The following is a 25,990-nucleotide window of genomic DNA, read 5'->3' as shown; positions in this document are numbered from 1 at the left end:
TCTAGAGGCGCGGATCACCGCGCATCCTCCAATATCATGTCGGAGGCCTTTTCGGCGATCATGATGATCGGCGCGTTGGTATTGCCTGACACGAGATCAGGCATGATCGATCCGTCGACCACGCGCAAGCCCTCGATGCCCCTCACCTTGAGCCGCTGGTCGACCACGGCGAGCGCGTCATTGCCCATGCGGCAGGTCGACGTCGGATGATAGATGGTGCTGCCGCGCTGGCGGCAGAATTCCAGGAGCTCCGGATCGGTCGCGACCTTGAGTCCGGGATCGACCTCCTCCACCACAAAGGGCTTTAGCGCCGGCGCGTGCAATATCTTGCGCAGGACCTTCAGGCCCTCGACGTTCGTGGTGCGATCGGTCTCGGTCGACATGTAGTTGATCCGGATTTCCGGCGGCACCGTCGGGTCCGCGCTTCTGATGCGCAAGCTGCCGCGGCTTTCCGGACGGAGCTGGCACACCGAGGCGGTGAAGCCGGAAAAATCGTGCAGCTTCTCACCCATCTTGTCGGTCGAGAACGGCAGGAAATGCACCTGGATGTCGGGCGTGGCAAGCCGCGGGCTGGTCTTGAAGAAGGCGCCCGCGGTGCCGGCAGCGATCGTCAGCCAGCCCTGCCGGAACAGCGCGTAGCGCACGCCGGTCAGCGTGCGGCGGATCGGATGGTTGATGGCGTCGTTGAGCGTGATCGGCTGCGAGCAGCGCATCACGATGCGGACCTGCATGTGATCCTGGAGATCGTGACCGACCCCCGGAGCATCGAGCACGACATCGATGCCATGCCTGCGCAGCAGGTCGGCCGAGCCGACCCCGGAGAGCTGCAAGAGCTGCGGCGAGTTGTAGGCGCCGCTCGAGACCAGCACCTCCTTGCGCGCCCGCGCGCGGCGCAAGGCCGAACCTTGGCGATATTCGACGCCAACAGCGCGGCGGCCCTCGAACAGGATGCGGTGGCCGAGCGCCAAGGTTTCGATCTTGAGATTGCCGCGGTTCTTCGCGGGACCGAGATAGGCGACAGCCGTGGATGCGCGGCGGCCCTTGCGCGTCGTGGTCTGGAACAGGCCGACGCCTTCCTGCGCGGCGCCGTTGAAGTCGGGATTATAAGGCAGGCCCATCTCGACCGCCGCCCTGATGAAGGCCTTTGACAGGGGATCGGAGAGGATCAGATCGGAGACCGGCAGCGGTCCTCCGGTGCCGTGAAATTGATCGGCGCCGCGCGCCTGGTTCTCGGCCTTCTTGAAATAGGGCAGCACGTCGTCATAGCCCCAGCCCGCGTTGCCAAGCTGGCGCCAGCGGTCGTAATCCTCATGCTGGCCGCGGACGTATAACAGTCCGTTGATCGAGCTCGAGCCACCCAGCGTCTTGCCGCGCGGCTGGAACACTTGCCGTCCGTTGAGCTCGGGCTCCGGTTCGGTCTGGTACATCCAGTTGACGCTCTTCTCCTTGAACAGCCGGCCGTAGCCGAGCGGCACGTGGATCCAGATGTTGGAATCCTTCGGCCCGGCTTCGAGCAGCAGCACCGAATGCTTGCCGTTCGCCGACAATCGGTTGGCGAGCACGCAGCCGGCCGAGCCGGCGCCTACGATGACGTAGTCGAATTCGGGATCGGTCGAATGAGCGGGTTGCAGTTGGGCGGTCATGATTTTTCGGTTCTTATTGTTGTTGTCTGCGTTTCGGATCGAAGGTCCATAGCACACTCATTGCCGCAGACGCATCGCTTCGATCAGCGACTTGAACGCGCGGGCATATTCCGCGCCCGCCTTGGCGATGTCGGCTCTTCCGGCGCAGGCCACCGCGGCCTCCGTCACTGCGCCCAGCAACAGCCGCGCCAACGGCTCGATCGGCTGCCGCGCGATGAGGCCCGCGTCCATCGCGACCGCAAGCGCGCGCGGCATCTTGCCACCAAAATGCTGCGCGTCGATCTCGCGCCAGCGTTCCCAGCCGAGCACGGCCGGGCCGTCGCGCAGGATGATCTGGCCGGTCGGGCCCTTGGCTGTCGCGGCGAAATAGTGCTGGGTGCCGGCGACCATCGCGGCGAGCACGTCCTTCTCCGCGCGTGCCGCGCGGTCGATCTCGACAACGAGGTCATGCGAGACCTGGTCGAACACCGCGGCGAACACCGCCTCCTTGGTCTTGAAGTGATGATACACCGCGCCCTTGGCAACGCGCGCGCCGTCGGCGATGTCGTCCATGGTGGTAGCGACAAAGCCTTGTGTTCCGAACAGGCGGCGCGCCGCCGTCAGGATCGCCTCTGTGGTCGCGGCCCGTCGTTCCGCCTGCTTTGCCATGAATTCTGCTGTAGTCGAATTTCGCGGCTGCGGCCAGTTGACTTTTCGACTGACGGTCGGTATTTACCGACTATCAGTCGGTTTATAATCATGAGGTGCAGCCATGCCGAGCCGTGAGATTGTCGAAGCGTTTGCCAAGCACCTCGAGGACGGCGACTTCGTCGGAGCGATCGAGCAGTTTTATGCAGTCGACGCCGCCACCTATGAAAACCAGGCCGAGCCCATGGTTGGCCGCGACAAGCTCGCGGCCAAGGAACGCGGCGTGCTGGCTGCCTTCAAGGAGGTCAAGGCCGTGCGGCTCGGACCAAGCCTGATCGCCGGAGACAATGTCGCCACGCGTTGGAAATTCGCCTTCACCAAGGCCGAAGGTGTCACGCGCACGCTGGAGGAGATTGCGTGGCAGACCTGGCGCGGCGATGAGCTGATCGAGGAACGCTTCTTCTACGATCCGAAGCAGTTGGCGCGCTGACGCGGGAACCGCGGCCGGCATTTGTATCGATTTGTTACCGATACCGGCGGTTCCGTATGCACCCTGTGCCGCAGCGATGCCGACGCAGGCGATAATTCATAGTTCGTCAAAGGTTTGCAGCGAATTCTCGGACCTTGGGCCGAATATGAACGGTCCATGCTGCAGGCTCTGCAATGCCGTCCCGACTGACGTCCTATCTGACCAAGCTGTTCGCTGGCGATCTCGCCGCGTTCGGCGGCCCCGCAACCGACGACGCCGTCGCCGGCCACATCCGCGCGGAGCAGATGTCTCTCGTGCTCGGCTATTCCGTCGGCATCATGCTGGCCAATGCCTGCAATGCGGCTGTGCTCGCCATCGCGCTGTGGCATTCGCCCGACTGGAAGTTTGCCATGGCGTGGGCGATTGCGGTTGCGAGCGCTGCGATCCTGTTCGGCGTGCAATCCCACAGCGCGCGCCGGATCACAAAGCCGCAATTCGTATCCCGCCGCGCCATGCACCGGCTGGTACGCAACGCGTTCGTCCTCGGCTCCGCCTGGGGCATCGTGCCGGTGGCGTTCTTCGCCAACGCCTCCACCGGCGGCCAGCTCGTCATCACCTGTCTGTGCGCCGGCATGCTGGCCGGCGGCGCGTTCGCCTTCGCCACCATTCCGATTGCGGCCATCGCGTTCACGACTCCCCTCTTCCTCGGCATCGGGATCTGTCTCGGCAGCGGCGGCGACCCCGCTTATCTGCTGATGGCGGTCCTGGTCGTGGTCTACGGATCGGTGCTGCTGCGCGGCGTGTTCGTCAATTCCTTCACCTTCATGCGACGCATCATGCGGCAGCTCGAAGCAGAGCGGTCCGTCCGCCAGGACCCGCTGACGCACCTGCCGAACCGTTTCGCGTTCAACGAGACACTCGATGCCGCCTTGAAGCGACTTGCCCTGTCCGGCGAGGAGTTCGCGGTGCTGCTGCTCGACCTCGATCGTTTCAAGGAGGTGAACGACAAGTTCGGCCATCCGGCCGGTGACGAATTTCTGGTCCAGGTCGCCGGCCGCCTGCAACGCTGCACGCGGGCGGCCGAGCATGTCGCGCGCATCGGTGGCGACGAGTTCGCGCTGGTCATGGCCAATCTCACCCGGGCCGAGGACGCCCTGGAGATCGCAGAGCGATTCGTCGCGGCCTTCGCCAAGCCGTTCCTGATCGAGGGCCGCGAGATCATCGGAGGCACCAGCGTCGGTATCGTGCTGGCACCGCGGGACGGCGAGACGCAGCTCGACCTGCTCAAGCATGCCGACGCCGCGCTCTATCGTGCCAAGAAGTGCGGACCCGGCACGATCTGCTTCTTCGAGGCCGCCGACGACAAGTCGGCGCGCGATCGCAAGGCGCTGCAATCGGATCTCGAACTCGCCGTCGCGCGGGACGAGCTTTTCCTGGTCTTTCAGCCGTTCCTCAATCTCAGGGAGAACCGGATCACCGGCTTCGAGGCTCTTCTGCGCTGGAAGCATCCGGTGCGCGGATTGGTGCCGCCCAGTGAGTTCATTCCGATCGCCGAGGAAACCGGCCTCATCCACGAGATCGGCGAGTGGGTCATCCGGCGCGCCTGCGCGACGCTGGGGGAATGGCCCGACGATATCAGGGTCGCGGTGAATTTCTCCGCGGCACAGTTTCACAACACGAGCATTCTCCAGACCATCGTGCAGGCGCTGAGTGAGGCCAACGTCGCGCCCAGCCGGCTTGAGATCGAGATCACCGAATCGATGCTGCTGTCGAAATACGGCTTGGCATCGTCGATCCTGAACGCGCTGCTGCAACTCGGGGTCACGGTGGCGCTGGACGATTTCGGCACCGGGTTCTCGTCATTGACCTATTTGCGCAAACTGCCGTTCAGCCGCATCAAGATCGATCGGTCCTTCATCAGCGACATGCTGGCGCAGCCGGACTGCGCCGCGATCGTGAAGTCGGTAATCGCTCTTGCGCGGGAATTGAACATCGGCGTGGTCGCCGAAGGCGTCGAGACGGCCGATCAGCTCGAATATCTGCGCCAGACCCAATGCGACGAAGTCCAGGGCTATCTCATCAGCCGCCCCGCCTCGGCCGAGCAGGCTTTGGCTCTAATCGACCCGAAGAAACAGCGGGCGACTTACGCGGCGTAGCCAACCTTGCGCTTTCGAATCTCCGTCCTCTTCCTGAGATGCCCGCCCGCATGTGTGAAAGAGATCATATCTGCGGATTTGATATTCGGCTTACACTCTCACTTCCGAAGGCTTATTCTGGCCGGACAATCGCTGCCGCGCTCTCGGGGGTAGAGGGCAAGCCTGGGGAATGGTGCCATGCGCTATTTCTTCGAGGACTGTGCGTTGGACACTGACAGGCGCGAGTTGCGGCGCGGGCCCGATGTTGTGCCTACGACGCCGCAGGTTCTCGATCTGCTCGAATATTTGATCCGCAGCAGGGATCGCGTCGTCAGCAAGGACGATCTCATAAACGCGGTTTGGAATGGTCGGATTGTATCTGACTCGGCACTGACGACCCGGCTGAACGCCGTACGACGCGCGATCGGCGACTCCGGCGAGCAACAACGTCTCGTCAAAACATTTCCACGAAAGGGTTTTCGTTTCGTGGGAGCTGTACACGATGAGGATCGGCGCCCAGGAACCACGGTTGTCTCCCTCGCAGAACCGTCAAAGCCTGCCCGCGCAGCCGGGAACTCAGCGGTTTCGGTCGCAGATCCCTCTGAAAGAGCAGCAGGCAAACGGCGATTCCATGACTGGCTGGGTCAGCTCAGAGGTCACATGAAGCTCGTCGGCGGGGCGCTGGCGTCCGTTGCCACCATCGGCGCAATTGCCGGCGGCCTGATCGGTTATTGGAATGTCTGGAAGACGATCCGTACCGACGTAGTTCGGGAAGTTCAAAGGATCCAGGGACAACCGACAGTCAGGCCCGAGATCGCGACTCGTATCTCGCTCGTCGTGTTGCCCTTCGCGAACCTCAATAACGATCCAGAGCAGGAGCGCATTGCGGACGCCATCACGACAGATTTGACGACCGGTCTCGCGCGAACGCCCGCCACTTTCGTTATTGGACGCGAGACCGCCTTCACCTACAAGAACAAGTCGATTGATCTGAAGCAGCTCGGGACCGATCTCGGCATCCGCTGGGCCGTACACGGCGCGGTGAGACGCAACGGAGACCAGGTGCGGATCAACGTAACGCTAACCGATCTTCAGACCGCCCGCGACATCTGGTCAGATCGGTTCGACGGCGACCGAACAAATCTGACCGTGTTGCAGGAGAGCATCACGGCGCGGCTTCTCTGCATTGCGCACCTGCACCTCCGTCAATATGAAGCAGCCATCGAACAGTGTAGCCGCTCGTTGAATATTGGCGCGAACCTTCAAGCTTACGTAAGTTGATTTGATCGCGTCCGCCCGCTGCAGCGTATCCACGGTGATGGTGCCCCCTACCGCGAAATACCAGACGTCCGTTGATCGTGCCTGGTCCGGAATACGTGGAACCCCGCCCTCCAGTTAGTAGCAATTTGCTGCAATTCGCAGAGCTTTACTCCCGGCGTCGGCGCATGCGGGTAAAGTTGCCGATACGCATGCAATAGAACGATGCACTCAAACTGCATCAAGACAGTCCCCAGAAATCGTGACGGATGCAGGACGCATCCGCGAAGGAGGTTTGGAATGCGCAAGACCATGATTGTTGTCGCAACCGCTGCTCTCGCCGTTGGCAGCACGTCGTTGTCGACCTCGGCATCCGCTTTTGGCCTCGTTCACCTCGGTGGTATCGGTCTCGTCCACCCCGGTGGTTTCGGTCTTATCCACCCCGGCGTCGGTCTCGTCCACCCCGGCGTCGGCCTCGGTCATTCCGCCTTCGGCTTCGCTCGCCTTGGCAGCGGCTACGGACCCGTCCGCCTCGGTGGTAGCTTCGATGGCCGCCGCTTTGGTGGCGGGTCCTACTACGGCGGCTACGGCTATCGCGCTGCGCCTTACTACGCCGGCTACGGCGCGGCTGCGGCTATGGCGGCTTACGGCGGCTATGGCTATGGCGGCGAACCTTACTATGGCGGTTACGACTATAGTGGCCAGTCTTACTACGGCTCCTACGCCGATGACGGCGACTACGCCTATGCCAGCTCACCTTACGACGACGGCTACACCTACGGCTTCGCCCGCGGGCACCACTCGCGCAGCGCTCGTCACGGAGGCCGTTGAGCAATCTGGGCGACATCGCATGGCGAACCGCTGCACCGCCCATGGCCAACGTTGCCATGCGAGGTACGGCGGCACGCCTGCGGGCTCTAGATCGCATCCGCCCGTTGCAGCGTATCCACCGTGATGGTGCCCCGCGCGCGGGAGACGCAGGCGCAGATTTTCTGGTTCTCCTGCTTCTGATGGTCGCTGAAGAAGACGTCGCGGTGGTCGATCTCGCCCTCGACATCGACGACGTCGATCGCACACAGACCACATTCGCCTCGCTTGCAGTCGTACATCACCTCGTGGCCGGCGGCGTTGAGCACGTCCAGCATGGAGCGTTCGCGCGGGATCTCGAACTCCACGTCCGAGCCCTTCAGGCGCACGCGGAACGCTTCCGTGGGCAACGAGCCGCTGGAGCCGAAGGTCTCGTAGCGCAGATCAGCGAGCGGGCGCCCTGCACCTAGCCAGGCATGGCGCGCGCCGTCCAGCATGCGCATGGGGCCGCAGAACAGCGCCAGCGCGTCCGGCGGCAGGGAGGTGAACAGCGCATCGAGATCGAGCCGCCCGCCCTCGTCGCTGGCGTGGACAACCAAACGATCGCCCAGCAGCGCGGCGAGATGATCGAGATAGGCGGCATCGTGGCGCGAGCGCACCGCATAATGCAGGATCACGTTTACATCGCGCCGGATCAGCGCCTGCGCAGCACCGACGATCGGCGTGATGCCGATGCCGCCGGCGACCAGGCAATAATCCTTGCGGCTCCAGTCGACCGCGAGCAGCGACGATGGCAGCGTGACGTCGAGCCGAGCACCCGGCTGGAGCGACCACATGTAACGCGAGCCGCCGCGGGAATCCTCGGCACGGCGAACGGCAATCCTGAAGCCACCGGGATCAGCCTCGCCGACCAGCGAATAGGACCGCGTCTCCGGCTGGCCATTGATGGTCACGCTAATGTTGATGTGGCTGCCGACCGGATAGGCGGCGCCGTCGAATTGATCCGGCAGAATCAGGAATTCGCGGATGCTTGGTGAGAGATCGCGCGTCTCGACCAGCGTCGCCGGAGTCCAGGTTTCGATGAATCGCATGGTACTCCCCTAGTCGGTTGCGGACTTGATCAGCGCGAGTGCCGGCAAGAGTTCCAGATGGGTCCGGTTGCGCAGCGCGAGACGCAGGTTTCGCACGGCGAGCCGCGCATGTTCGCGCATGATGGCCTCGGCGCGGGCGCCTTCACGGTTCTCGATCGCGTCGATCACGACGCGATGATGCTCCTGCCCGATGATCAAGATCTGCTGCGCCTCGGGCAGCGCCGATTGCGCCATCACGAAGCCGCTGGGCGAAGCGAACGGCAGCGCGGAGGCGCGGTCGATCTGCCGGATCAAGGGCGGGCTGCGCGACAATTCAGTCAGCAGCGCATGGAAACGCGCATTGAGCGTGACATAGGACGAGAAGGCATCGACCGAGATCGGCATCTGGCGCAACAGCTCGTCGATCGCGGTGTGACACTCCCTGAGCGGCTCGAGCTCGCGCGCGGAAACGCCGCGCTCGGCGGCGAAGCGTGCGGCGAGCCCTTCCAGCGTGCCGCGCAGCTCGATGGAATCGAGGATGTCGCGCTCGGAGAACGCCTTCACCATGAAGCCGCCGGATGGGATCGCCTCCAGGAGGCCCTCCTCCTCCAGCCGCACCAGCGCCATGCGCACAGGCGTGCGCGAGGCGCCCGTGGTCTCGACCGCCTGGAGCTCGGAGATGCGCTCGCCGGGACGCAAAGACCCCGACAGGATCTGGTCGCGCAGCGCGAGCTGCGCCTTCACGGTCTGCGAGACGGAGCGGTCGACTTCGCGCTCGGCCATGGACCTACTCTGCGGCCTGCAGGTGTTGCGGCCCGTTTTCCTTCGCGACCATCTTGTCGATCAGCCGCCGCGACCACATCGCACCGGCATCGATATTGAGGTTGTAGAAGACGCGATCGGGATTCTCATCCATCGCGCGCTGCTGCGCCTCGAGGATCAGCTCATCCTCGTGGAAGATACCAGTGACGCCCTCGCGGATCTCGGTCGTGATCCGCTGATCATTGAGACGATAGTTGCGCGCGAAGGCCCAGAAGTAGTGGCAGGTCTTCTCGGTCTCGGGCGTGATGGTGTTGAGCACGAAACCGTTGACGCCCTGCGAGCGGTCGCCTTCCGGCGCGCCAGTGCCAGCCGGCGCCACGCCGACGTCGATGGCGACGGTGCACGGGGCTTCAAAGCGGATGATTTGCCAGCGGTCGACGAGGCCGGGCTTGCCGAGCTGCCTGGCCCAGAACGGCGGCGGCTCGATGTTGCGCATCCAGCGCGTCACCGTGACCGTCTTCTCGCCATGAGTGACGTCGAACGGCGCTTCGGCCACCGCCTCGTTCCCGATCGAGGAGCCGTGCACGAAAGTCTCGTGCGTGAGATCCATGAGGTTGTCGACCACGAGGCGATAGTCGCACTTCACATGGATGGTCTTGCCGTCGCCGGCCCAGGCCGGATCGTCGTTCCAATGCATGTCGGGAACGAGCGCGGGATCAGCCAGCGCGGGATCGCCCATCCAGAGCCAGATGTAGCGGTGACGCTCGACCACGGGATAGGCACGCACGCAGGCCGACGGGTTGATGGTCTCCTGCGAGGGCATGAAGGTGCAGCGGCCCTGCGCGTTGTATTTCAGGCCGTGATAGCCGCAGACGACGGTGTCGCCTTCCAGCCGGCCCTTGGAGAGCGGCACCAGGCGGTGCCAGCAGGCATCTTCCAGCGCCGTCACGGCGCCGTCGGCCTTCCGATACATCACCACGTGCTTGCCGCAGATCGTGCGCGGCAGCAGCGCCTGCTTTACCTCCGCGTCCCAGGCGGCGGTGTACCAGGCATTCATCGGGAAGGGTTTTGTCACCGGTCTCTCTCCCAAGGGTTATTGAATACGTTATGTATACAATAACAGAGAGGAAGAAAGAATTGGAGGTTTAATAATACCTCCATCTAGATTTATGTATACAGATCGGTCCAGAGAAGCCGCGGGCTCCGGCTCACCTCTCCCGCTCGCGGGAGAGGTGTAGGCCGCCTTCGGCGGCCGTACCGTTGGAAAACGCCAAGGCGAAAGCCTTGGCTATGGCGAAGCGCCGGGTGAGGCTGTCTCCGCCAAGGGATTTTCTCAGTAAACCTGAGACTATCCCGACGCGGACACCCTCACCCCACCCTCTCCCGCAAGCGGGAGAGGGATCACACCGTCGCTGTGGTGGGAGCGAGGCTCGCCCAGTTACGCCCCAAACACCCTTCTCAGCCCGGCCTGAGCCTCCTGCTGGATGCGGTGCAGGTGGTCGGTGCTGCGGAAGCTTTCGGCGTAGATCTTGTATACATCCTCGGTGCCGGAGGGCCTTGCGGCGAACCAGCCGTAGTCGGTCTCGACCTTGATGCCGCCGAAGGGCTGGCCGTTGCCTGGGGCCTTGCTCAGCGTGGCCCGGACGGGATCCCCGGCGAGGTCTTTCAAGCCGAGTTGCTCGGGCGTCACCGACTTCAGCACGCCCTTCTGGGCCGCGGTAGCCGCGACATCGATGCGCTCATAGTGGGGCACGCCGAGCTCGGCGGTGAGGTCGGCAAAGAGCTGGCTCGGGTTGCGGCCGGTCTTTGCCAGGATTTCGGCCGCGAGCAGCCCGAGGATGATGCCGTCCTTGTCGGTGGTCCACACCGTGCCGTCGCGCTTGAGGAACGATGCCCCTGCACTCTCCTCGCCGCCGAAGCCGAACGAGCCGGTGACGAGGCCATCGACGAACCATTTGAAGCCGACCGGGGTCTCGACCAGCTTGCGGCCAAGCTTCCTGGCGACGCGATCGATCACCGAGCTCGAGACCACGGTCTTGCCGATTGCGGCATCCCTGCCCCAGTCCGGCCGGTGCGCGAAGAGATAGGCGATCGCGGTCGCAAGATAATGGTTGGGGTTCATCAGTCCGCCGGTCGGCGTCACGATGCCGTGGCGATCCGCATCGGTGTCGTTGGCGAAGGCGACGTCAAAGCGGTCCTTCATGTGGATCAGGCTCGCCATGGCGTAGGGCGAGGAGCAGTCCATGCGGATCTTGCCGTCCCAATCCACCGTCATGAAACGGAAGGTCGGATCGATCGCCTCGTTCACCACCATCGCCTTCAGGCCGTAGCGCTCGATGATCGGATGCCAGTAATGCACGGCGGCGCCGCCGAGCGGATCGATTCCGATGTTGACGCCGGCCGATTTGACGAGCTCGAGATCGACGACATTGCCGAGATCGGCGACGTAAGGCGTGACGAAATCGAAAGCGTGAACGGAGGAGGATTTGCGCGCCTTCGCGTAATCCATGCGCGCGACGCCCTTCAGCCCATCGGCGAGCAAGGCGTTGGCGCGTTTCTCGACGACACCGGTGACGTCGGTGTCGGCGGGACCGCCATGCGGCGGATTGTATTTGTAGCCGCCGTCCTCCGGCGGATTGTGCGACGGCGTGATGACGACGCCGTCGGCAAGGCCCGATGTGCGGCCCTTGTTGTAGGACAGGATCGCATGCGAGATCACCGGTGTCGGCGTGTAGCCGCCGGCCTGGTCGACCATGACGTCGACGCCGTTGGCGGCGAACACCTCGATCGCGCTGACGAGCGCGGGCTCGGCGAGCGCATGGGTGTCGATGCCGATGAACAAGGGACCGGTCAGCCCCTTCTCGCGCCGGTAGTCGCAGATCGCCTGCGTCGTGGCGAGGATATGGCCCTCGTTGAACGAATTCTTCAGCGAGGTGCCGCGGTGGCCCGACGTTCCGAATGCCACCCGCTGGGCCGGATCGGCCGTGTCAGGCTTGTTGGCGAAATAGGCCGTGACAAGCCTAGGAACATTGGCAAGCGCGCTCGGCGCAACCGGCTTACCCGCCGCGGGATCGACTTCTGCCACTGCAACTCCTCGTAACCTTCAAACGACAACCCCGAACACCATACCATCGGTCAGGCTGTCGCCAAGCCGCTTGCCCGACCGGTCAGCACCACGCACCAGCCGACGACCCGCCAACAACGCCCATCCACCGCGGGACGATCCATCGGCAGCGGCCGGCGGCAGGCAAATCCGGTGAACGTCCGTTCGCCGGATCGTGCGGCTCTGCTATGGTCTTTGGCGGTCACGGAGAATCATCCCGCCCATGCACCTCGCGCGCCGGCTTTTGCCCGTGCTCTGCTTGCTCGCCATCGCAGGCGCCATGGCTCGCGCGAAGGCTGCCGAGTTCTACACCGAGGATCTCCGCATCCCGATGGCGGCAGCAGGGCCGAAGGGGCTGGAGGCCTTCCTGGTGCGGCCTGCCGCGCCCAGGCGCTATCCGCTCGCTCTGCTGAGCCATGGCTCGCCGCGGGACTTCGACGACCGCGCGACCATGTCCGCGCACAAATATTACGCCATCGCGCTGGAGTTTGCCCGGCGCGGATTTGCCGCGTTGATCGTGCTGCGGCGCGGCTATGGCACCTCGCCGGGCGACCGGGTCGACAGCCTCGGCCCCTGTGCCCGTGCCGCCTATTTGCCGGCCACCGCGGTTGCGGTCGCCGACCTGCGCGCCGCGATCGATGCGATGGCACGGCGGAGCGACGTCACCACGACCGGGATGATCGCGGTCGGCCATTCCGCAGGCGGACTTACCACCGTCGCATTGACCGCGCAGGCACCGCCCGGGCTGGTCGCCGCGATCAACTTTGCCGGCGGACGCGGCTCGTCCAGCGACAATTTCGTCTGCAATGCGGACGATCTCGTGCAGGCTTTCGCGACCTTCGGCAAGACCTCGCGCGTGCCGATGCTGTGGGTCTATGCCGCAAATGACCTGTTCTTCGCACCCGTGCTGGCGCATCGCTTCTACGACGCGTTCCGCAGCGGTGGCGGCAGTGCCAAGTTCATCGATGCGCCCCCTTATGGCGATGATGGCCACTATCTCTATTCCACCGTGACCCGCCCGCTCTGGACGCCGCTGGTCGACGCTTTCTTGCACGAGCGTGGCCTCGGCAGCCGCGAGATGTTGAGTCCGCCGGATCCGCTGCCGGCGCCAGGGCAGCTCTCGGCCTCGGGCAAGGACGAGTTTTCGCGCTATCTCGCCAGCATCAATCCGCACAAGGCGTTCGCGGTCGCGCCCAAAGGCGCCTTCGGCTGGCGTTCCGGCCGCGCCAAGACCGACGACGCACGGCGCGATGCACTCGCGGCCTGCGCCAAATGGGCGACCGATTGCAGCCTCTATGCCGTCGACGACCGGCTCGCGAGCAGTCAGGCGGCCGCCGCGCGCTGACGCGTCTCAAGCGCGATGAGATTGGGATCAATCGTCATCGCGCCTTAGAGCCGTTCGCTGATCGCGAGCTTGTAGCCGACGCCAGTGACGGTTGCGATCACCGGCGTTCCGCTGCCGATCAGCTTGCGACGCAGCCGCGCCACCAGCGCATCGACCGTGCGCACATCGACCTCGGTCTGGCGGTTGCTGACGACCTCGATGAGGTAGTCACGGCTGAGCGGCCGGCCGTCTGCGCCGACGAGCGCGGCGAGCAGATCGAACTCGGCACGGGTGAGCGCGACCGGCTTGCTGTCGCCGTCCATCAGCTCCCGGCGCATCAGATCGATGATCCAATCACCAAAAGCAATCGAGTTGTGGTTGCGCGCCGCCTTATGATCGATCGAGCGCCGCCGCAGCACGCTGCGCGCACGCGCAAGCAGGTCGCGCAGGTTGATCGGCTTGGTCACGTAATGATCGCCGGCGATCTCGAGCCCGAGGATGCGGTCGACGTCGGTGTCGCGGCGCGTGACGAAGATGATGCCGGCATTGCTGAGCGACTGGACCTCCTTGGCAAGTTCAAAGCCGTCACCGTCGGGCAGCTGAACGTCGAGGAAGACGAGATCGGTGCGGACGCGTAGCGCCTGGCGGCATTCCGCACAGGAGCCGGCACCGACTACGTTGAAATTGTTCTCGCTGAAATAACCAACCAGCATGGCGCGGGTCACCGGATCGTCCTCGACGACGACGATGCGATCCGGGCGACGTGCGTCCTGGGATACGGAGCCGGCCATGCGTCAGCCTTTCCTTGAACGTTCGACGTCGTCGAAACGGTGCACAGAGCAGCCGGCCGCGCAGATATGCTCGCAACGCAATGCGTCGCGATGTGAACCTTCATTCACAATGCATTCGAAAGCCCCAGCGAACATGACGCGATAGTACGCCCCTCGGCGTGCGCAAACAATATCAGCGAGCGCAAGCATATTCCCTGGTAACAGGGAATTCTGCAGGGAAATGGCCGCGGAAAGCCACCTAGGGTGCTTGCGACATTGCGGGAAGCGCCTGCGAATCCCGGCTCTTGCGGCCGCGTATGCGCGAAGCCGTAGCAGGGAAATTTCGGATCGCATCAGGGAATGAGCGCGGCCTGAACAGGGAAATCGTCACCTGGGATGCAAGGCTACGGCGTCCGCACCTTGCCTTGACGAAATCCCGATCGAAGCTGACTGCACTCGTGATCAGCGGCTCGGCGCAGCTGGTCGGTTATGCGGTCTGGCTCGATCCTCGATCAGCGTGGCGCAAGCTTAACAACGTCGAGCCCTTCGCCTATCTTGAGGACGTGCCCCAGCGCATGTCCAACGGGCACCCCATGAACCGGCTCGACGAGCTCATGCCCTGGAACTGGCGACCAGCGAGAGCCGTCAACTGACGCCACGTGTCAGAAATGGACGCTTACGAAAATCGGAAATCAGCAAGCTTCCAATTCTCACAGAACATCTCGGAGAGCCTCACGGGCAGGCTGAAAGTCTCGACCTGGATTTCGACAGTGGGGGAGGCAGACGCCCGTACGTCTTCCAAACCCTGAGGTTGGACAGGTAAACTGGAGCGCTGCATTCTTGGAGGTCGTCATGCACCGGCGTGACTTCATCGAGCTAATTGGCGCCGCCGCGTTGACTATTCCTCGACCCGGCTATGCGCAGAAGAAAACGGACATGCCGTTGGTCGGGTTTTTGCTGGTGCAAAAGCTTGAGACCTCAGTCGCTAAGGATCGAATTGTCGCGCTTCGGAAAGGCCTTCAGGAAGAAGGTTTCATTGAAGGGACGAACTATTCCCTTGCCGTGCGGTCCGCAGAAGGGGCCTTGGATCGCTATCCTCGATTCGCCAAGGAATTGGCCGCGAACAATGCGCGCGTGATCGTCGTATCGAGTTCTCTCTATGGGTTGGTCGACTCGGTATTGTGCAGGGACGGCTCGTACCGGGGACAAGCGACCCCGGCGGAAATCGCACGTCAGTGCGAAGTGTTTCACGAGTTTCGTCGATCTTTTCCAGAGCTGCCGCTCGTTTTTTGCAACATTGCTGCCGACGTCATCGCGCTAGGCATCGTTCAAAGCTATGCACACCCGGGCGGGATGGTCACCGGAATCGTAATGAGCGCGGTCGGTGGCGAAGAAACGGTGACCCAAAAACGGATCGGTTTCTTCAAGGAACTGGTCCCAAATCTGGGGCGCCTCGGCATGATAGCCCCCGTTAACGGACTACTGGCGATCCAGGAGAAGGATGCCCTGCAAAAGGTATCCCTCCAGATGGGGTTCGAACTCATTCACTACGAAATCAAAACTCTTGATGATCTGGACAGCGCCGTCGCAGCGGGGGTTCGTGATGACGTAAGCGCGTTCTACATCTCGGGCGAGCCTCTGATGGGCGCTGATCTTCCACGCCTCGTAAGTGCCCTTGCAGCCACCGGAAAGCCGAGTGCCGGACCCTATCCGCAATTCGCACAAGCCGGCCTTCTGATGAGCTATTCAACCGACCCAACCGACTCTGTGCGTCACGCCGGCATCTATGCCGGAAAAATATTGCATGGCGCCAAACCCGGCGATCTTCCGGTCGAGCAGGCGACCAAGTTCACCCTCGTCATCAATCTTAAGACCGCCCAAGCGCTCGGCATCACCGTGCCTTCCACCTTGTTGGCCGTCGCCGACGAGGTTGTCGAATAGAGTTCGCTTTTGCTGCAATGCGTGAGTCTGGAAGCGGCCCCAAGCCGAACAGCGCTTAATCAGTTGTGATGTCGGCTGTCGGCGGTCGGCATATGAGGTGTACGGCCTCATCGCCAGTTTGGGAGCTTGAATCACGGGGCTCTGGCCGAACGCAACGTTCTCTCGGGCCAGCCAACCCAGGGTTCAGCGCTTATGGAGAGAAGCGGACATGACCCCGCCGGCCATCTCCTTTGAATCCGTCGCAAATGACCCCGGGGCGAACATCGACGCCATCATCATTTGCACTCACCAAAAAGCTATTGCGAGCCGCCCGTCGCTTTGAGGGCCTTGTGCGCAGCCAAAAATGACTGTCGACCTGTGGGCGTGCCGCAATAGACTGCGACGTGGGTCAGTATCTCCCTCAATTCATCTATCGCGACGCCTGTCCGCAGGGCTCCTCTTGTATATATTTCGACCTCTTCGAAACGTCCGCTCGCCGCCAATATGGCAATGCTGAGCATCGACTTCGTTTTCTTGTCGAGCGCAGTGCCGTTCCATGCGTACCCCCACGCAAGTTCTGTTACGATGCGCTGAAATGCCATCATGAATTCGTCCGAGCCCGCTAAATTCTTGTCGACGTATTCGTTTCCCAAAACCTCACGACGAATTTCCAGGCCCTTGGTGAACCGCTCCTCGTCCTGCATACGATACTCCTGTTGCGGCCCTTTCGAATGTGGGCGGTCGACAAAGGCTATCACAGGACTGCGCGCGACGGTTGGAGCGACTAGAGTTTTTTCGAGGCAAGGTCAACAACTGGCCCATCGCGTCATTTGCTGCGGGATGCGAAAGCGAGGTCCGGGAAATGGAGGCAAATCCAAACCGGACCTCGCCGCCGCCAACTCCCTGGCAGGAATCAGCAGAAACGAAGGGTCACACAGTAGGCTGACACTTGCCTGACGAGATCCCGCCCATGGCGGCGAATCAGACTCCAGCGGATTCCGCGCGTTAAGAAAACCTCGCTAGTGCATCGCCTCGTAGCGAGCAATCCGGCGTGGCCCTTCCCAAAGCTCAACAGGATGGTCGTCAGCGAGCCGCTGCGCCCGGTTCTTAGCATCGCCCTCGGTGGCACAGAACAGAGCGATGTTCTGGATCACGTTGCCCTCGAATGTGAGGACGAAAACTCGATACTCTTTCATCAGGCGGGTTACCATCTTGTCCCGGTCGTCACCCTGGACTCTTGGCCAGCCGGCGTGACTGCGACCGTTGAGATAGGTCAAGGTCGCCACGCGAGCTGGCGGCCGCGCGACGTTTTCCCGCATTGATCAACCGTTGATAGGTTTATAACCCAAGGTGTGGCCGCCGACCCTCAGCAATATTTGTTGACCGTCCCGGCAGAAAAGAAAAGCCCTAGAGTTGCTCGCCCCAAACGCCCGCGCTAAGGGAGCAGAGGCGAGGCAGCGCACAAGAAGAGGCCGCCTCAGTTGGCGGCCTGATTTCTACATCCACCAACAGTAGCCCGCCGTCGTTCTGAGCCACAAGCGATCGATAATTTGCGAACTTGACGGAGGGCTGATCTTTAGTTCTTCAGCGCTTTTCCAAAGCTTCGACCGCCGTCAGAGCAGGACAATTGTCGGTAGGGATACGATCCCGAGACGGTACAAGCGACGGTCACGTTGCCGGATGTAAAAGTGAATACCTTAGAGTGCTGCTTGGGCGGCCTGGTCATAGAGCACTGAATCTGGCCGTTATTGAGCTGTTTGAGCTGCGAATTGGCCTTCACGTAGTTTAAAAATCCGGGACAATCGTTGGCGAAAGCGCTCGCCGGAAAAACTAAGAAGATTGAAAGGATAAGCTTCACTAACGTCTCCTGTTGTGTCGACCGAGCCCCCGGCACAGGCCAAGCATGTCTAGGAAAACCCCCAACGTTTCGAACGTTGGGAGTGACCTAGATACGGCGCAATAGGCAAGACGTAACAGGCAATCCCTAAATCGATTTGTGAAGCAGTTCACAACTGAACGAAAAGGCCCGCCAGCGCGACCGGGCCGCCTCGTGTTCATCGTTTCAGCCAACGGATGCATCGCCAGCCGCTGGCCTTCCCGAACCCACGATACGCAGTAGCTCGCTGTCGTCGCCGAACGCTAGTAATCGATAATTTGCGAGCTGCTTTTCGTCGGCGCGACATGCGTAAGCCTGTCCGCCGAAAAAACCGCACAGCCCCCGGTCGCCGGCCGGTCAAGATCACCTTCGGCGAGATGCGCGACATGGATGTGCGCGGCGTCCTGGTCGATTGCGCGGACTATCGTTGCAGCCACAACGTCGCCTTGAGCGCGGATCGCTGGCCGGACTTCAATTGGGATAAACCTGTGGTCCCGACTATGGGATACCGTGAAACTTCCCGCCGGGGAGCGGCCCCAGCCCGGTCCACACAGACTGAGGCCGCCATGCTGCCGTTTACCGGGTGCCCTCCGATCGGATTAGAGGGAGGCCCAATCGGAACAAGCGGAGTCAGAACGACGCAAAGCTCCCAGCGCTCAAGCGCTATCCGCGGATCGCGGAGGCCGCGCTGAAGAACCGGCAGTTCGCTGAAGATCAATTACGTCCGATAACACCACTTCTCGTAAGTTATCTTAGCCGTGAAGCCAGCCTGCCCTTTCGACGCGCGGCTCGAAGTCCGCTTTGCGCCAACAGACGACATTCGACTGCAAGAAGTCGCAAGCGAAGTTCAACGGTGTCGCACTTCGGAATTTGGTCAGCGTCGCTGTCCCCTGTCACTCGATAGTCACAACCGACGAGAACTACGAGCCCGCCCTGTCTCGCGCCATGATTGTGGCGAAATCGACAGGATATGTTCTGCAAATAATACAAGCTCAGATTGAGCAAGCGGTTTTTTTGCGCGCTGCCATCCACAACGGTTTTGTTGTGGCGCCGGTTAGGACCTTTGTGCGTCCGAATTAATTCGAAGCGACCCGATCTCTCATGGTCGCATCGATTGGCGACATGTCGGCGGAGTTCAAATGCTTGATGCACGCTATGGCATGGTCCAGCCTGGAATGGCGAGGCGGCCGATGCGTAACCGGTATGGTCTCAAATGTGCAGGCGTGTCAGCGCGCGAGAGCGATCCATTGGGCTTGCGCGCGTGGCCACCCCGACCCCGCCTCTGCGCATTACTCGCCGGGATTGCCTTGCTCGCCGTGTGGCTCTCAGCGCCCGCCTATTCGCAGGACGCGACTTGGGCGGGTCCTGGCAACAATTGGAACACGGCTGGCAACTGGTCGCCGAATACACAGGTGCCGATCGGCACCGCGACCTTCTCCGGGGCGACTCCGACGAGCATCAGTGTTTCCCTTCCCTCTTCAATCAACACGCTCGCGTTCACGGCCGCGGCCCCTGCCTATTCGTTTACCATCCTGTCGCCAAGCAATCTGTCGATCGACGGCAGCGGTATCGTCAACAATTCCTCAAATGCGCCGACCTTTATCACCGTCCCCGGTGCATCGTTATTCTTCTTGAACAGCAGCACAGCCGCCAATGCCATTATCACCAACAACGGCGATTTGGGGTTCTTCAATTCAAGCACGGCGGGGACCGCGACCATCACAACAAATGGATTGATAAATTTTCTCAACACGAGCAGTGCGGACCACGCCACCATCACCGTCAACGCGGGCGGCAGGCTGGGCTTCAGGAACAACAGCACGGCGGCCAACGCCACGATCGTCAACAATGGATTGATCGACATCTTTGACAGCAGCACGGCTGGCAATGCCGTGGTCACGACCAACAGCGGCGCCACCACTTTCTTCCAGACCAACGGCAGCGGCGGTCAGGCGCGTTTCATCACCAACGCGGGCGGCACTTTCGACATATCGGGCCTGACAAATGGCGGAACGACCGCGGGCTCGATCGAGGGCGCCGGAAACTATGTCCTCGGCACGAATACGCTGACGGTCGGTGGCAACGGTCTCTCGACCGAGGTCAGCGGGGTGATCAGCGGCAGTGGCGGCTCGCTGGTGAAGGTAGGCACCGGGACACTCACCCTGTCGGGTGCCAACACCTATTCCGGTGATACGACGATCAGAGGCGGCACGCTTGCGGCGGGCGCCGTCAATGCATTCAGCGCGGCCTCCCATACCGTTGTGGAGACTGGCGGCACGCTCGCCCTGCAGGGCTTTAACCAGACTCTCAACAATGGCCTTGAGAACGCGGGAACAGTGCAGCTCGGGGTTCCAGGTGTAACGGCTCCCGGCACGACGCTAACTGTCGCCGGCAATTATGTCGGCGGGAACGGCATCCTCGCGCTCAACAGTTTTCTCGGCACCGATGGCTCGCCGTCGGACAGGCTCATCATCAATGGCGGCACCGCCACCGGCAGCACGGGGATTCTGGTCACCAATGTCGGAGGGCCGGGCATGCTGACCACGGCAAACGGAATCTTGGTGGTCAATGCTATCAACGGTGCCACGACACCCGGTGCCTTTACGCTTGCCAACCCCGAGCTGCGCGCGGGAGCTTACGACTATCATCTGTTCCAGGGCAGCCCTCCCACCATCAACGACCCGACCGTCGCGAATGATTGGTTCCTGCGCTCGACCTTCATCGATACGGGGCCAACGGAGCCGATTGGCCCCAATCCACCGCCGGAGCCGATGCCGCCGGGCGTCTGGCCGATCATCGGGCCGGAGCTTGCGACCTATGGCGTGGTGCAACCAATCGCTCGGCAGATGGGGCTCACTACGCTCGGCACCTTCCATGAGCGCGTCGGCGATGCGTCAGCCGACGCGGCGTGCTTGAATGCTGACCCGACCGGCGGCGCCGCCATCACCAAGGCTCCGCCCGTCGCTAACTGCCGGCAGATGGTCTGGGGCCGCCTGTTCGGCCAGCAGATCGACAACCACTACCAGGCCTTTGCCGATCCGCGCGCCAGCGGCCAGCTGGCTGGCATCCAGGCCGGCGCCGATCTCTGGCGCGGCAGCCTGATCCCGGGCCAAAGCGACACTGTCGGCCTCTACTTCGCCTATGGCAACGGCAATGTGGGCGTGAACGGCCTCGTCACCAACGCGGCGGCGACGGCCTATATCCTGGAGCACACCGGATCGGTGAATCTCAATGCCTATTCGGTGGGGGGCTACTGGACCCATTATGGCCCCGGCGGCTGGTACATCGACGTGGTGCTGCAGGGTTCATTCTACAACGGCAACGCGGCGACACAGTTTGCTAACCTGCCGATCAGTGGCACGGGCTTCACCTCATCGCTGGAGACAGGCTATCCGATCCCGCTGCCATGGTTGGGGCCAGGCTTCGTGCTGGAGCCGGAGGGCCAGATCATTTGGCAGCGGGTTTCCTTCGATGACGACAATGACGGTTTGGGTCCGGTCGCGCTCGGCACCACGTCCGGCGCCAGCGGGCGGCTCGGCCTGCGCGGCAAGTGGACCATCAACGACGCCGCAGGGCGGGTGTGGCAGCCTTATGTGCTCGCCAATGTCTGGCGCGACTGGGGCGGCAACGCGACCACGACGTTCGGCATCGACCCGGTGCCCTTGCTCGAGCAGGCGACGCGGCTGGAGTTTGCCGGCGGCCTCAGCGCGAAGATAATTCCCGGCCTCAGCCTCTATGCCCAGGCCGGCTACCAGTTCGCAGTGAGCGGCACCGACGGCGGGAGGCGCGACGGCGTCAAAGGCAACTTCGGCGTGCGGTACTCGTGGTAGACTCAGCGCGTCGCCTCAAATCGCAGCCTGCTTTGAATCATGCGCTACGAACTCGCCGACCATGAATGTGTTGCCATCAAGCCGATGTTGCCGAACAAGCCGCGTGGCCTTGCTCGGGTAAACGACCGTCGTGTCCTCAATGGCATCTTCTAGGTGTTGCTCGCGACGGCTCCGTTGCAATGTGCTCGCCGTCAACGAGCTAAGAGTGGAACGCGGAGAATCTTGAAGCCCTTAATTTCAGGGAATGCCTCCGCCGCGTCGGGGGAAACTAGTTCTAATACTACGGCTTGTACGTCTCCGCTGATAAGTCGATCTAGCGAGGCGCCGTCGCCAACCGTAAGCAGAGCGTCCATAGCACCGACGGCCTCCAATGCGGAGCGGATGTCCTGTTCAACCGCGGACTGAGCCTTGTCGATGGCAACTTTTTGGCCCTTGAGCGCGGCGACCGATTTTACATCCGGTCGGGAGAGCAGGAGCACGACCAAAGGTATCGAGACCTTGACGTCGCCAGCTTTGGTCTCATCCGCGCGATCATTGCCCGGCGCCTTCGGGGTTTCGGCGTTCGTGATTTGCTCGGCGATCGCTAACGCAGCCACGATCAACTCCTGAGGAGACCTCTCTTTAGGAGGATTGCTGGTCTCCACGGTAGGCGGAGCATTTCCGGTTTCGGGAACAGGCGGAGACTCTGGAGTTGTGATGAGCCACGGCGGAGGGTTTCTCGGCTTTGGAGGAGGCGTCGGTTTCGGAGCTGCGGCGAGCGAGTCCCGAAAATCACGGGTCTTCTTCCGAGACGGCGCATCGACCGAGGTCGGCTCAACGCGCTTCGAAATGCGTTTGCGGGGAGCTTCCATCGACGCCTTGCCGACGGATGCGTTCGCGGCCCCCTTGGCAGAAGCCTGGCTCGCCTTAAGCGTCTGCCGGCTCCACGCCATGTAGGACTGGCATGGGAGGTTGCACGGCACCCCATCGATGTAAACGGTGCCGGGAGGGTCCAGCGGGTGAGCGAATGCCCCTCCAACAAGACCAACACTTACAAAGGCTACAATTGCCCATCGTTTCATTGAAATTACTCCTGTTACACAATTGAAATTGTCGTCCTCAATCGTTGCCGAGCGCGAAATAAAATCAGTGGCCGATGTGCGGACCGAGATGAATTATGAGAGACGTTGACTTCCAATTCAGACCAAATAACGGCCTGACGCCAACGATCGCCAATCGACGTCTCCACGTATCGGGGCCCACCGCCACGCGGGCACGCAGTCGAGTTCACGCGAAGGAAACCTAACGCAATCTCGACGGCTACGTATCATGCCAACGTCGGGATCGGGACAAAAGACATCGGGCGGCACCACAATTTTGTCAGCTCGGCCGCAAGAAACCACCTGTTCGCCGGATCCGACGGCGGCACCGCACGTTGGGCAACCGTCTGCTCCCTCATCGCCACTGCCAAGCTCAACGACGTCGAGCCCTTCGCCTATCTTGAGGACGTGCCCCAGCGCATGTCCAACGGGCACCCTATGAACCGGCTCGACGAGCTCCTGCCCTGGAGCTGGCGACCAGCGATCGCCGTCAACTGACACCACGTGTCAGGAATGGACGCTTACAAGGTTACGCGCTCCGCGCCTTGATGCTGCCAAGCGCGTGGGCAGTTTTGACGAAATCGCGATCGAAGCTGATGAAGGCCTCGCAGCCTTCCGCCTTGGCCAAATGCAGGCCATCGGCAAAAGCGACGCCCTTGCGCATCCAATCCAGCGCCTTCGCCGCTGCAACACTGTCTTCCAACGTGATGCGCGGCAGCCCGGCAAAATCGGTGAGGACTTTGGCGCACTGGGCAGCGGAAAATCCATAGACGCTGCGGAGCACCCACTCGGTCTCCAGCAAGACGGTGGTGCAGATGAAGACGTCATTGTTGTCGATCAGCCTGCGCGCCTGCGCGGCCTGGGCGCGATCGTCGTTCACAAGGTAGCGTACGATGAGATTAGTATCGATGGCGAGCATGCCGCCGTTTCGCCTCGGCGGCGACCCCCGCGTCCATATCTGCAATCGACCTTGCCGGGCCCTCATAAGCAACGACCCAAAGACGTCCTTCGGACGCGTGGCTGCGAAGGCGGGCTTCGCCTTCAGCAAGACGCCATCGGAGGTATCCTCCACCGTCAGCTCCGTCCCGGCGAGCCAACGCCGCTGGTCCCGGATCGCCTTGGGCAAGATCACCTGGCCCTTGCTCGATACGGTGGTGGTCAGTTTCGTTCTAGCAGACATCGGCTCTCATCCGGTAAAACGAAAGTAAGATAAGGCGAGAGGCCGGATGGCAAGGATACCGAGAGTCGCGAAGGCCAACACGGCCACCGTTCAGACATACGAGGATGAATTTCGCGGCCAATGGGGAGTAGTTTCGCGAAGTCACCAGGCTGAACGGCAGCGCGGCAGAACTAAAGTTCCGTGCGGTTTGTAGCGCCCCCTGCACCAGAATGCCGAGGCCGCAATAAGAGGGATAGCTTGTGCAGGCACGAGCCGGGCCTTAAGCTTCGATTGCTGCCATTGAAAGCAAGAGGAGACGAAAATGCGCGCTTTCGCTGCCTCGTTCTTCGCACTGGCTTCGCTAGTGCAGGCTCATGCCCAAGGCACCGCCGAGACGCCCAAAAGGCCAGACCCAGGCCTCAACAACATCTGCATGTACACGATACGCGGGTACCCGCGAGAGGTGCCGGCGGGCGTGAATATCTGTTGGCGCGTCGCATATCCGTATCTGTCGGAGTACGCGCTATTGCACTGTGACCCGAAAAACAACTTCCAGGAGATCACTACGGTGAGGCATGGCGATCCCCGATGTGAGCGATACGAGGATCGGCAATAGCCTGGGTCATGTTCGTGTTGACGTAACGAAGACTGTCATCGGACGACGTTCTTTGGCAGCGCGGCGATACGCTCGCCCGCATCGCGCAGCGTCAGGCACTTTGATCGGTTCGTCAAATGGGCGGCCCCAGCCCCGATCTGTCATTCGTTGCGTTTAGCGTTAGGGGTGCTTTGTTGTCTACAGTATGGAGCCGGACATAGGTCCCGCTTTCGTGCAGCTCGAGCCGTCCGCGCTCGACCGCGTGCGTGATCCCTGCGCCGAACTCCGGGCCGCTGCCTTTCAACGTGTAGAGGAAAAGGGCATTGATTTTCTCGATGTGGATCCGGCAGTCCTGAACGACTTCGATGCCGGTGGCGAGCTCGATGAGCTTGCGCGCTGCGGCTTCCGGGCTGGCGAAGGGGACGTTCGGCGTGAGCTTCGTGAACCAACCCTAGCGCGATCGCGCATCGGGAAGATACTCATGATCGGCTCACTGCCGCCCCTCAGGATCGCGCCAGGCCTGCCGCAAGCTTTGCAGATGAGCCGCGGCTACAGCGTTCGGCTCCCGATCCGGGGATGTTCGCCGTTTGGAACACTTGCTACCCCAACATGAGGATGTGTGTTCGGGTATGTTCCACTTGACGTATGCCTAAACCCGCCCGCACGACCTTTCGGATTTGCGCTCGCGAGGCAGTCGGAGCTGCTCTAGCCCTTGCTCTATTACGCGCAGGTCCTCCTCAACCTGCTTCAGAGCCGGGCGCGGATTGATGCCGGACGCGGCTTGTAGGCCTCCGAGCAACTGGCGCCGAAGTTCACGCATCTCCTCCAATGCTCGGCGGTTCTTCAAACGTACATAAGCGGAAACGATCAATTCAACGGTGTTCGATGGCATGGGTGCTCCGAAAATACGCTTCCTGAAAGAGGCGCTGTCGGGCTGGAAATACGGATCCCGACAGCGCGGTATTTTCTAACTGGGCACTGAAATCCCAGTTGATTTCGACTAGACAATGGTCATGCCACAGGTTTGTGACAGGCACGTCCTCGCGGGCAAATGAAGAGGCGCCAGCTCGGGGGGAAAGCTGGGGCCATCATCACGCAGACATGTACCTGGCTGTCAGGACCAGACGCCGAACCGGGAACCTGCTTCCGAAGCGTTCCCAAACGCGAACGCGCCGTGTGCGGTTGAACCTTCGCCTGGCCCATTCAGACCAATTGGTACCGGGATTTTTGCATCATCCCACCCGGGGCTGGAACGCCGCCGTCCGCGATAGATTTAAGCGGGCGGCGTTTTTGCTTTTGTCTCGAAGGGAGCGGCCCCGGCGCTCGGGGCTGGCAGAAACGCCGGAGCCGTCCACACGCCCGCCGCCGCAGTGCTGGACCGAAATCACTATACCGGCAAGGGTAAGCAGGGACGAGACAGCGCCAATGTCGCAATCTGCTTCCGCGCATTTAAGCCGCAAGGCGCTTTGACCGCAGCTGGTTGCAGGCGAGCGAGAACTGACACGTTTTGTTACTGCACAACCGACAAAGCACATTCAGGTTGTGTGGCTGAGAACCAAAGAAG

At 62.0% G+C, this 25,990-nt stretch carries 22 protein-coding genes and 3 pseudogenes; 11 read left to right on the top strand and 14 right to left on the bottom strand.

The window, feature by feature from the left end; all coding sequences use genetic code 11:
- Positions 1–14: 14 nt before the first annotated feature.
- Together SO156_RS27740 and SO156_RS27735 are read right to left on the bottom strand one after the other, a co-directional pair.
- Positions 15–1,643: a GMC family oxidoreductase gene (locus SO156_RS27740; RefSeq protein ID WP_498536982.1), complete on the bottom strand. Its 1,629-nt coding sequence runs from the start codon at positions 1,641–1,643 to the stop codon at positions 15–17.
- Positions 1,644–1,700: 57 nt separating this feature from the next.
- A complete protein-coding gene (locus SO156_RS27735; protein ID WP_458145192.1) occupies positions 1,701–2,291 on the bottom strand; it encodes a TetR/AcrR family transcriptional regulator in 591 nt (196 codons plus the stop codon).
- Positions 2,292–2,394: 103 nt separating this feature from the next.
- Here SO156_RS27735 and SO156_RS27730 point away from each other — a divergent pair, with 103 nt between their 5' ends.
- The 4 genes from SO156_RS27730 (at position 2,395) to SO156_RS27715 (ending at position 6,962) form a co-directional block, all read left to right on the top strand.
- Positions 2,395–2,760, top strand: a complete 366-nt coding sequence (locus SO156_RS27730) for a nuclear transport factor 2 family protein (protein ID WP_458145191.1) — start codon at positions 2,395–2,397, stop codon at positions 2,758–2,760.
- Positions 2,761–2,933: 173 nt separating this feature from the next.
- Positions 2,934–4,895 carry a putative bifunctional diguanylate cyclase/phosphodiesterase gene (locus SO156_RS27725; RefSeq protein ID WP_498536981.1) on the top strand — a complete coding sequence of 654 codons (1,962 nt, stop codon included), beginning with the start codon at positions 2,934–2,936 and terminating at the stop codon, positions 4,893–4,895.
- Between the two features lie 177 nt (positions 4,896–5,072).
- On the top strand, positions 5,073–6,155 hold the full coding sequence (locus SO156_RS27720; RefSeq protein ID WP_498536980.1) for a winged helix-turn-helix domain-containing protein: 1,083 nt from the start codon (positions 5,073–5,075) through the stop codon (positions 6,153–6,155).
- Between the two features lie 276 nt (positions 6,156–6,431).
- Positions 6,432–6,962, top strand: a complete 531-nt coding sequence (locus SO156_RS27715) for a hypothetical protein (RefSeq protein WP_498536979.1) — start codon at positions 6,432–6,434, stop codon at positions 6,960–6,962.
- Between the two features lie 86 nt (positions 6,963–7,048).
- Here SO156_RS27715 and SO156_RS27710 read toward each other — a convergent pair whose 3' ends face one another.
- From SO156_RS27710 to pgm, 4 genes are all read right to left on the bottom strand, one after another.
- Positions 7,049–8,029 carry a PDR/VanB family oxidoreductase gene (locus SO156_RS27710; protein WP_458145187.1) on the bottom strand — a complete coding sequence of 327 codons (981 nt, stop codon included), beginning with the start codon at positions 8,027–8,029 and terminating at the stop codon, positions 7,049–7,051.
- A 9-nt stretch (positions 8,030–8,038) separates the two neighbouring features.
- Positions 8,039–8,791 carry a GntR family transcriptional regulator gene (locus SO156_RS27705; protein ID WP_498536978.1) on the bottom strand — a complete coding sequence of 251 codons (753 nt, stop codon included), beginning with the start codon at positions 8,789–8,791 and terminating at the stop codon, positions 8,039–8,041.
- Positions 8,792–8,795: 4 nt separating this feature from the next.
- The gene (locus SO156_RS27700; RefSeq protein ID WP_458145185.1) at positions 8,796–9,845 is read right to left on the bottom strand and encodes an aromatic ring-hydroxylating dioxygenase subunit alpha; all 1,050 of its coding nucleotides are present in this window, start codon (positions 9,843–9,845) and stop codon (positions 8,796–8,798) included.
- Positions 9,846–10,208: 363 nt separating this feature from the next.
- Positions 10,209–11,855 (bottom strand): phosphoglucomutase (alpha-D-glucose-1,6-bisphosphate-dependent), encoded by a 1,647-nt coding sequence (pgm, locus tag SO156_RS27695; protein ID WP_498536977.1) that lies wholly within the window; start codon positions 11,853–11,855, stop codon positions 10,209–10,211.
- Between the two features lie 241 nt (positions 11,856–12,096).
- Between pgm and SO156_RS27690 the strand changes: the two genes are divergently transcribed.
- Positions 12,097–13,218, top strand: a complete 1,122-nt coding sequence (locus SO156_RS27690) for an alpha/beta hydrolase family protein (protein ID WP_498536976.1) — start codon at positions 12,097–12,099, stop codon at positions 13,216–13,218.
- Positions 13,219–13,262: 44 nt separating this feature from the next.
- Here the strand turns inward: SO156_RS27690 and SO156_RS27685 are convergent, their stop codons facing one another.
- Positions 13,263–13,988 (bottom strand): winged helix-turn-helix domain-containing protein, encoded by a 726-nt coding sequence (locus SO156_RS27685; RefSeq protein WP_498536975.1) that lies wholly within the window; start codon positions 13,986–13,988, stop codon positions 13,263–13,265.
- 296 nt (positions 13,989–14,284) lie between these two features.
- Between SO156_RS27685 and SO156_RS27680 the strand changes: the two genes are divergently transcribed.
- Entirely contained in the window at positions 14,285–14,620 is a 336-nt protein-coding gene (locus SO156_RS27680; protein ID WP_498536974.1) for a transposase domain-containing protein, read from the top strand.
- Positions 14,621–14,819: 199 nt separating this feature from the next.
- A complete protein-coding gene (locus SO156_RS27675) occupies positions 14,820–15,908 on the top strand; it encodes an ABC transporter substrate-binding protein (protein ID WP_498536973.1) in 1,089 nt (362 codons plus the stop codon).
- 296 nt (positions 15,909–16,204) lie between these two features.
- Here SO156_RS27675 and SO156_RS27670 read toward each other — a convergent pair whose 3' ends face one another.
- The 4 genes from SO156_RS27670 to SO156_RS27655 form a co-directional block, all read right to left on the bottom strand.
- Positions 16,205–16,591 (bottom strand): carboxymuconolactone decarboxylase family protein, encoded by a 387-nt coding sequence (locus SO156_RS27670; protein ID WP_498536972.1) that lies wholly within the window; start codon positions 16,589–16,591, stop codon positions 16,205–16,207.
- A gap of 315 nt (positions 16,592–16,906) precedes the next feature.
- The gene (locus SO156_RS27665) at positions 16,907–17,164 is read right to left on the bottom strand and encodes a hypothetical protein (RefSeq protein WP_498536971.1); all 258 of its coding nucleotides are present in this window, start codon (positions 17,162–17,164) and stop codon (positions 16,907–16,909) included.
- Positions 17,165–19,099: 1,935 nt separating this feature from the next.
- Positions 19,100–19,264, bottom strand: coding sequence for a hypothetical protein (locus SO156_RS27660; RefSeq protein WP_458145180.1), 165 nt, complete (start codon positions 19,262–19,264; stop codon positions 19,100–19,102).
- A 15-nt stretch (positions 19,265–19,279) separates the two neighbouring features.
- A complete protein-coding gene (locus SO156_RS27655; protein WP_458145179.1) occupies positions 19,280–19,681 on the bottom strand; it encodes a hypothetical protein in 402 nt (133 codons plus the stop codon).
- Between SO156_RS27655 and SO156_RS27650 the strand changes: the two genes are divergently transcribed.
- Together SO156_RS27650 and SO156_RS27645 are read left to right on the top strand one after the other, a co-directional pair.
- Complete coding sequence (locus SO156_RS27650) at positions 19,656–21,593, top strand: autotransporter family protein (protein ID WP_498536970.1); 1,938 nt, start codon at positions 19,656–19,658, stop codon at positions 21,591–21,593. The two genes, SO156_RS27655 and SO156_RS27650, sit on opposite strands and share 26 nt — an antisense overlap.
- Before the next feature lie 39 nt (positions 21,594–21,632).
- Positions 21,633–21,740: pseudogene (locus tag SO156_RS27645) on the top strand (IS5/IS1182 family transposase); the annotation flags it as partial.
- A 44-nt stretch (positions 21,741–21,784) separates the two neighbouring features.
- On the opposite strand, the gene SO156_RS27640 reads toward SO156_RS27645, so the two are convergent.
- Positions 21,785–22,189, bottom strand: a complete 405-nt coding sequence (locus SO156_RS27640) for a hypothetical protein (protein ID WP_498536969.1) — start codon at positions 22,187–22,189, stop codon at positions 21,785–21,787.
- 777 nt (positions 22,190–22,966) lie between these two features.
- On the opposite strand from SO156_RS27640, the pseudogene SO156_RS27635 reads away from it, so the two are divergent.
- A pseudogene (locus SO156_RS27635) lies at positions 22,967–23,170 on the top strand (transposase domain-containing protein); the annotation flags it as partial.
- A gap of 31 nt (positions 23,171–23,201) precedes the next feature.
- Here SO156_RS27635 and SO156_RS27630 read toward each other — a convergent pair.
- Positions 23,202–23,657 carry a type II toxin-antitoxin system VapC family toxin gene (locus SO156_RS27630; RefSeq protein ID WP_498536968.1) on the bottom strand — a complete coding sequence of 152 codons (456 nt, stop codon included), beginning with the start codon at positions 23,655–23,657 and terminating at the stop codon, positions 23,202–23,204.
- Positions 23,572–23,852 (bottom strand): annotated as a pseudogene (locus SO156_RS27625) (AbrB/MazE/SpoVT family DNA-binding domain-containing protein). Before SO156_RS27625 ends, SO156_RS27630 begins: the two are co-directional and overlap by 86 nt.
- Positions 23,853–24,658: 806 nt before the next feature.
- On the opposite strand from SO156_RS27625, the gene SO156_RS27620 reads away from it, so the two are divergent.
- Positions 24,659–25,039 (top strand): hypothetical protein, encoded by a 381-nt coding sequence (locus SO156_RS27620; RefSeq protein WP_498536967.1) that lies wholly within the window; start codon positions 24,659–24,661, stop codon positions 25,037–25,039.
- Positions 25,040–25,990: the final 951 nt, after the last annotated feature.

The sequence above is a fragment of the Bradyrhizobium sp. UFLA05-125 genome (genome assembly GCF_059803515.1).
This window is presented reverse-complemented; position numbering and strand designations above follow the sequence as displayed.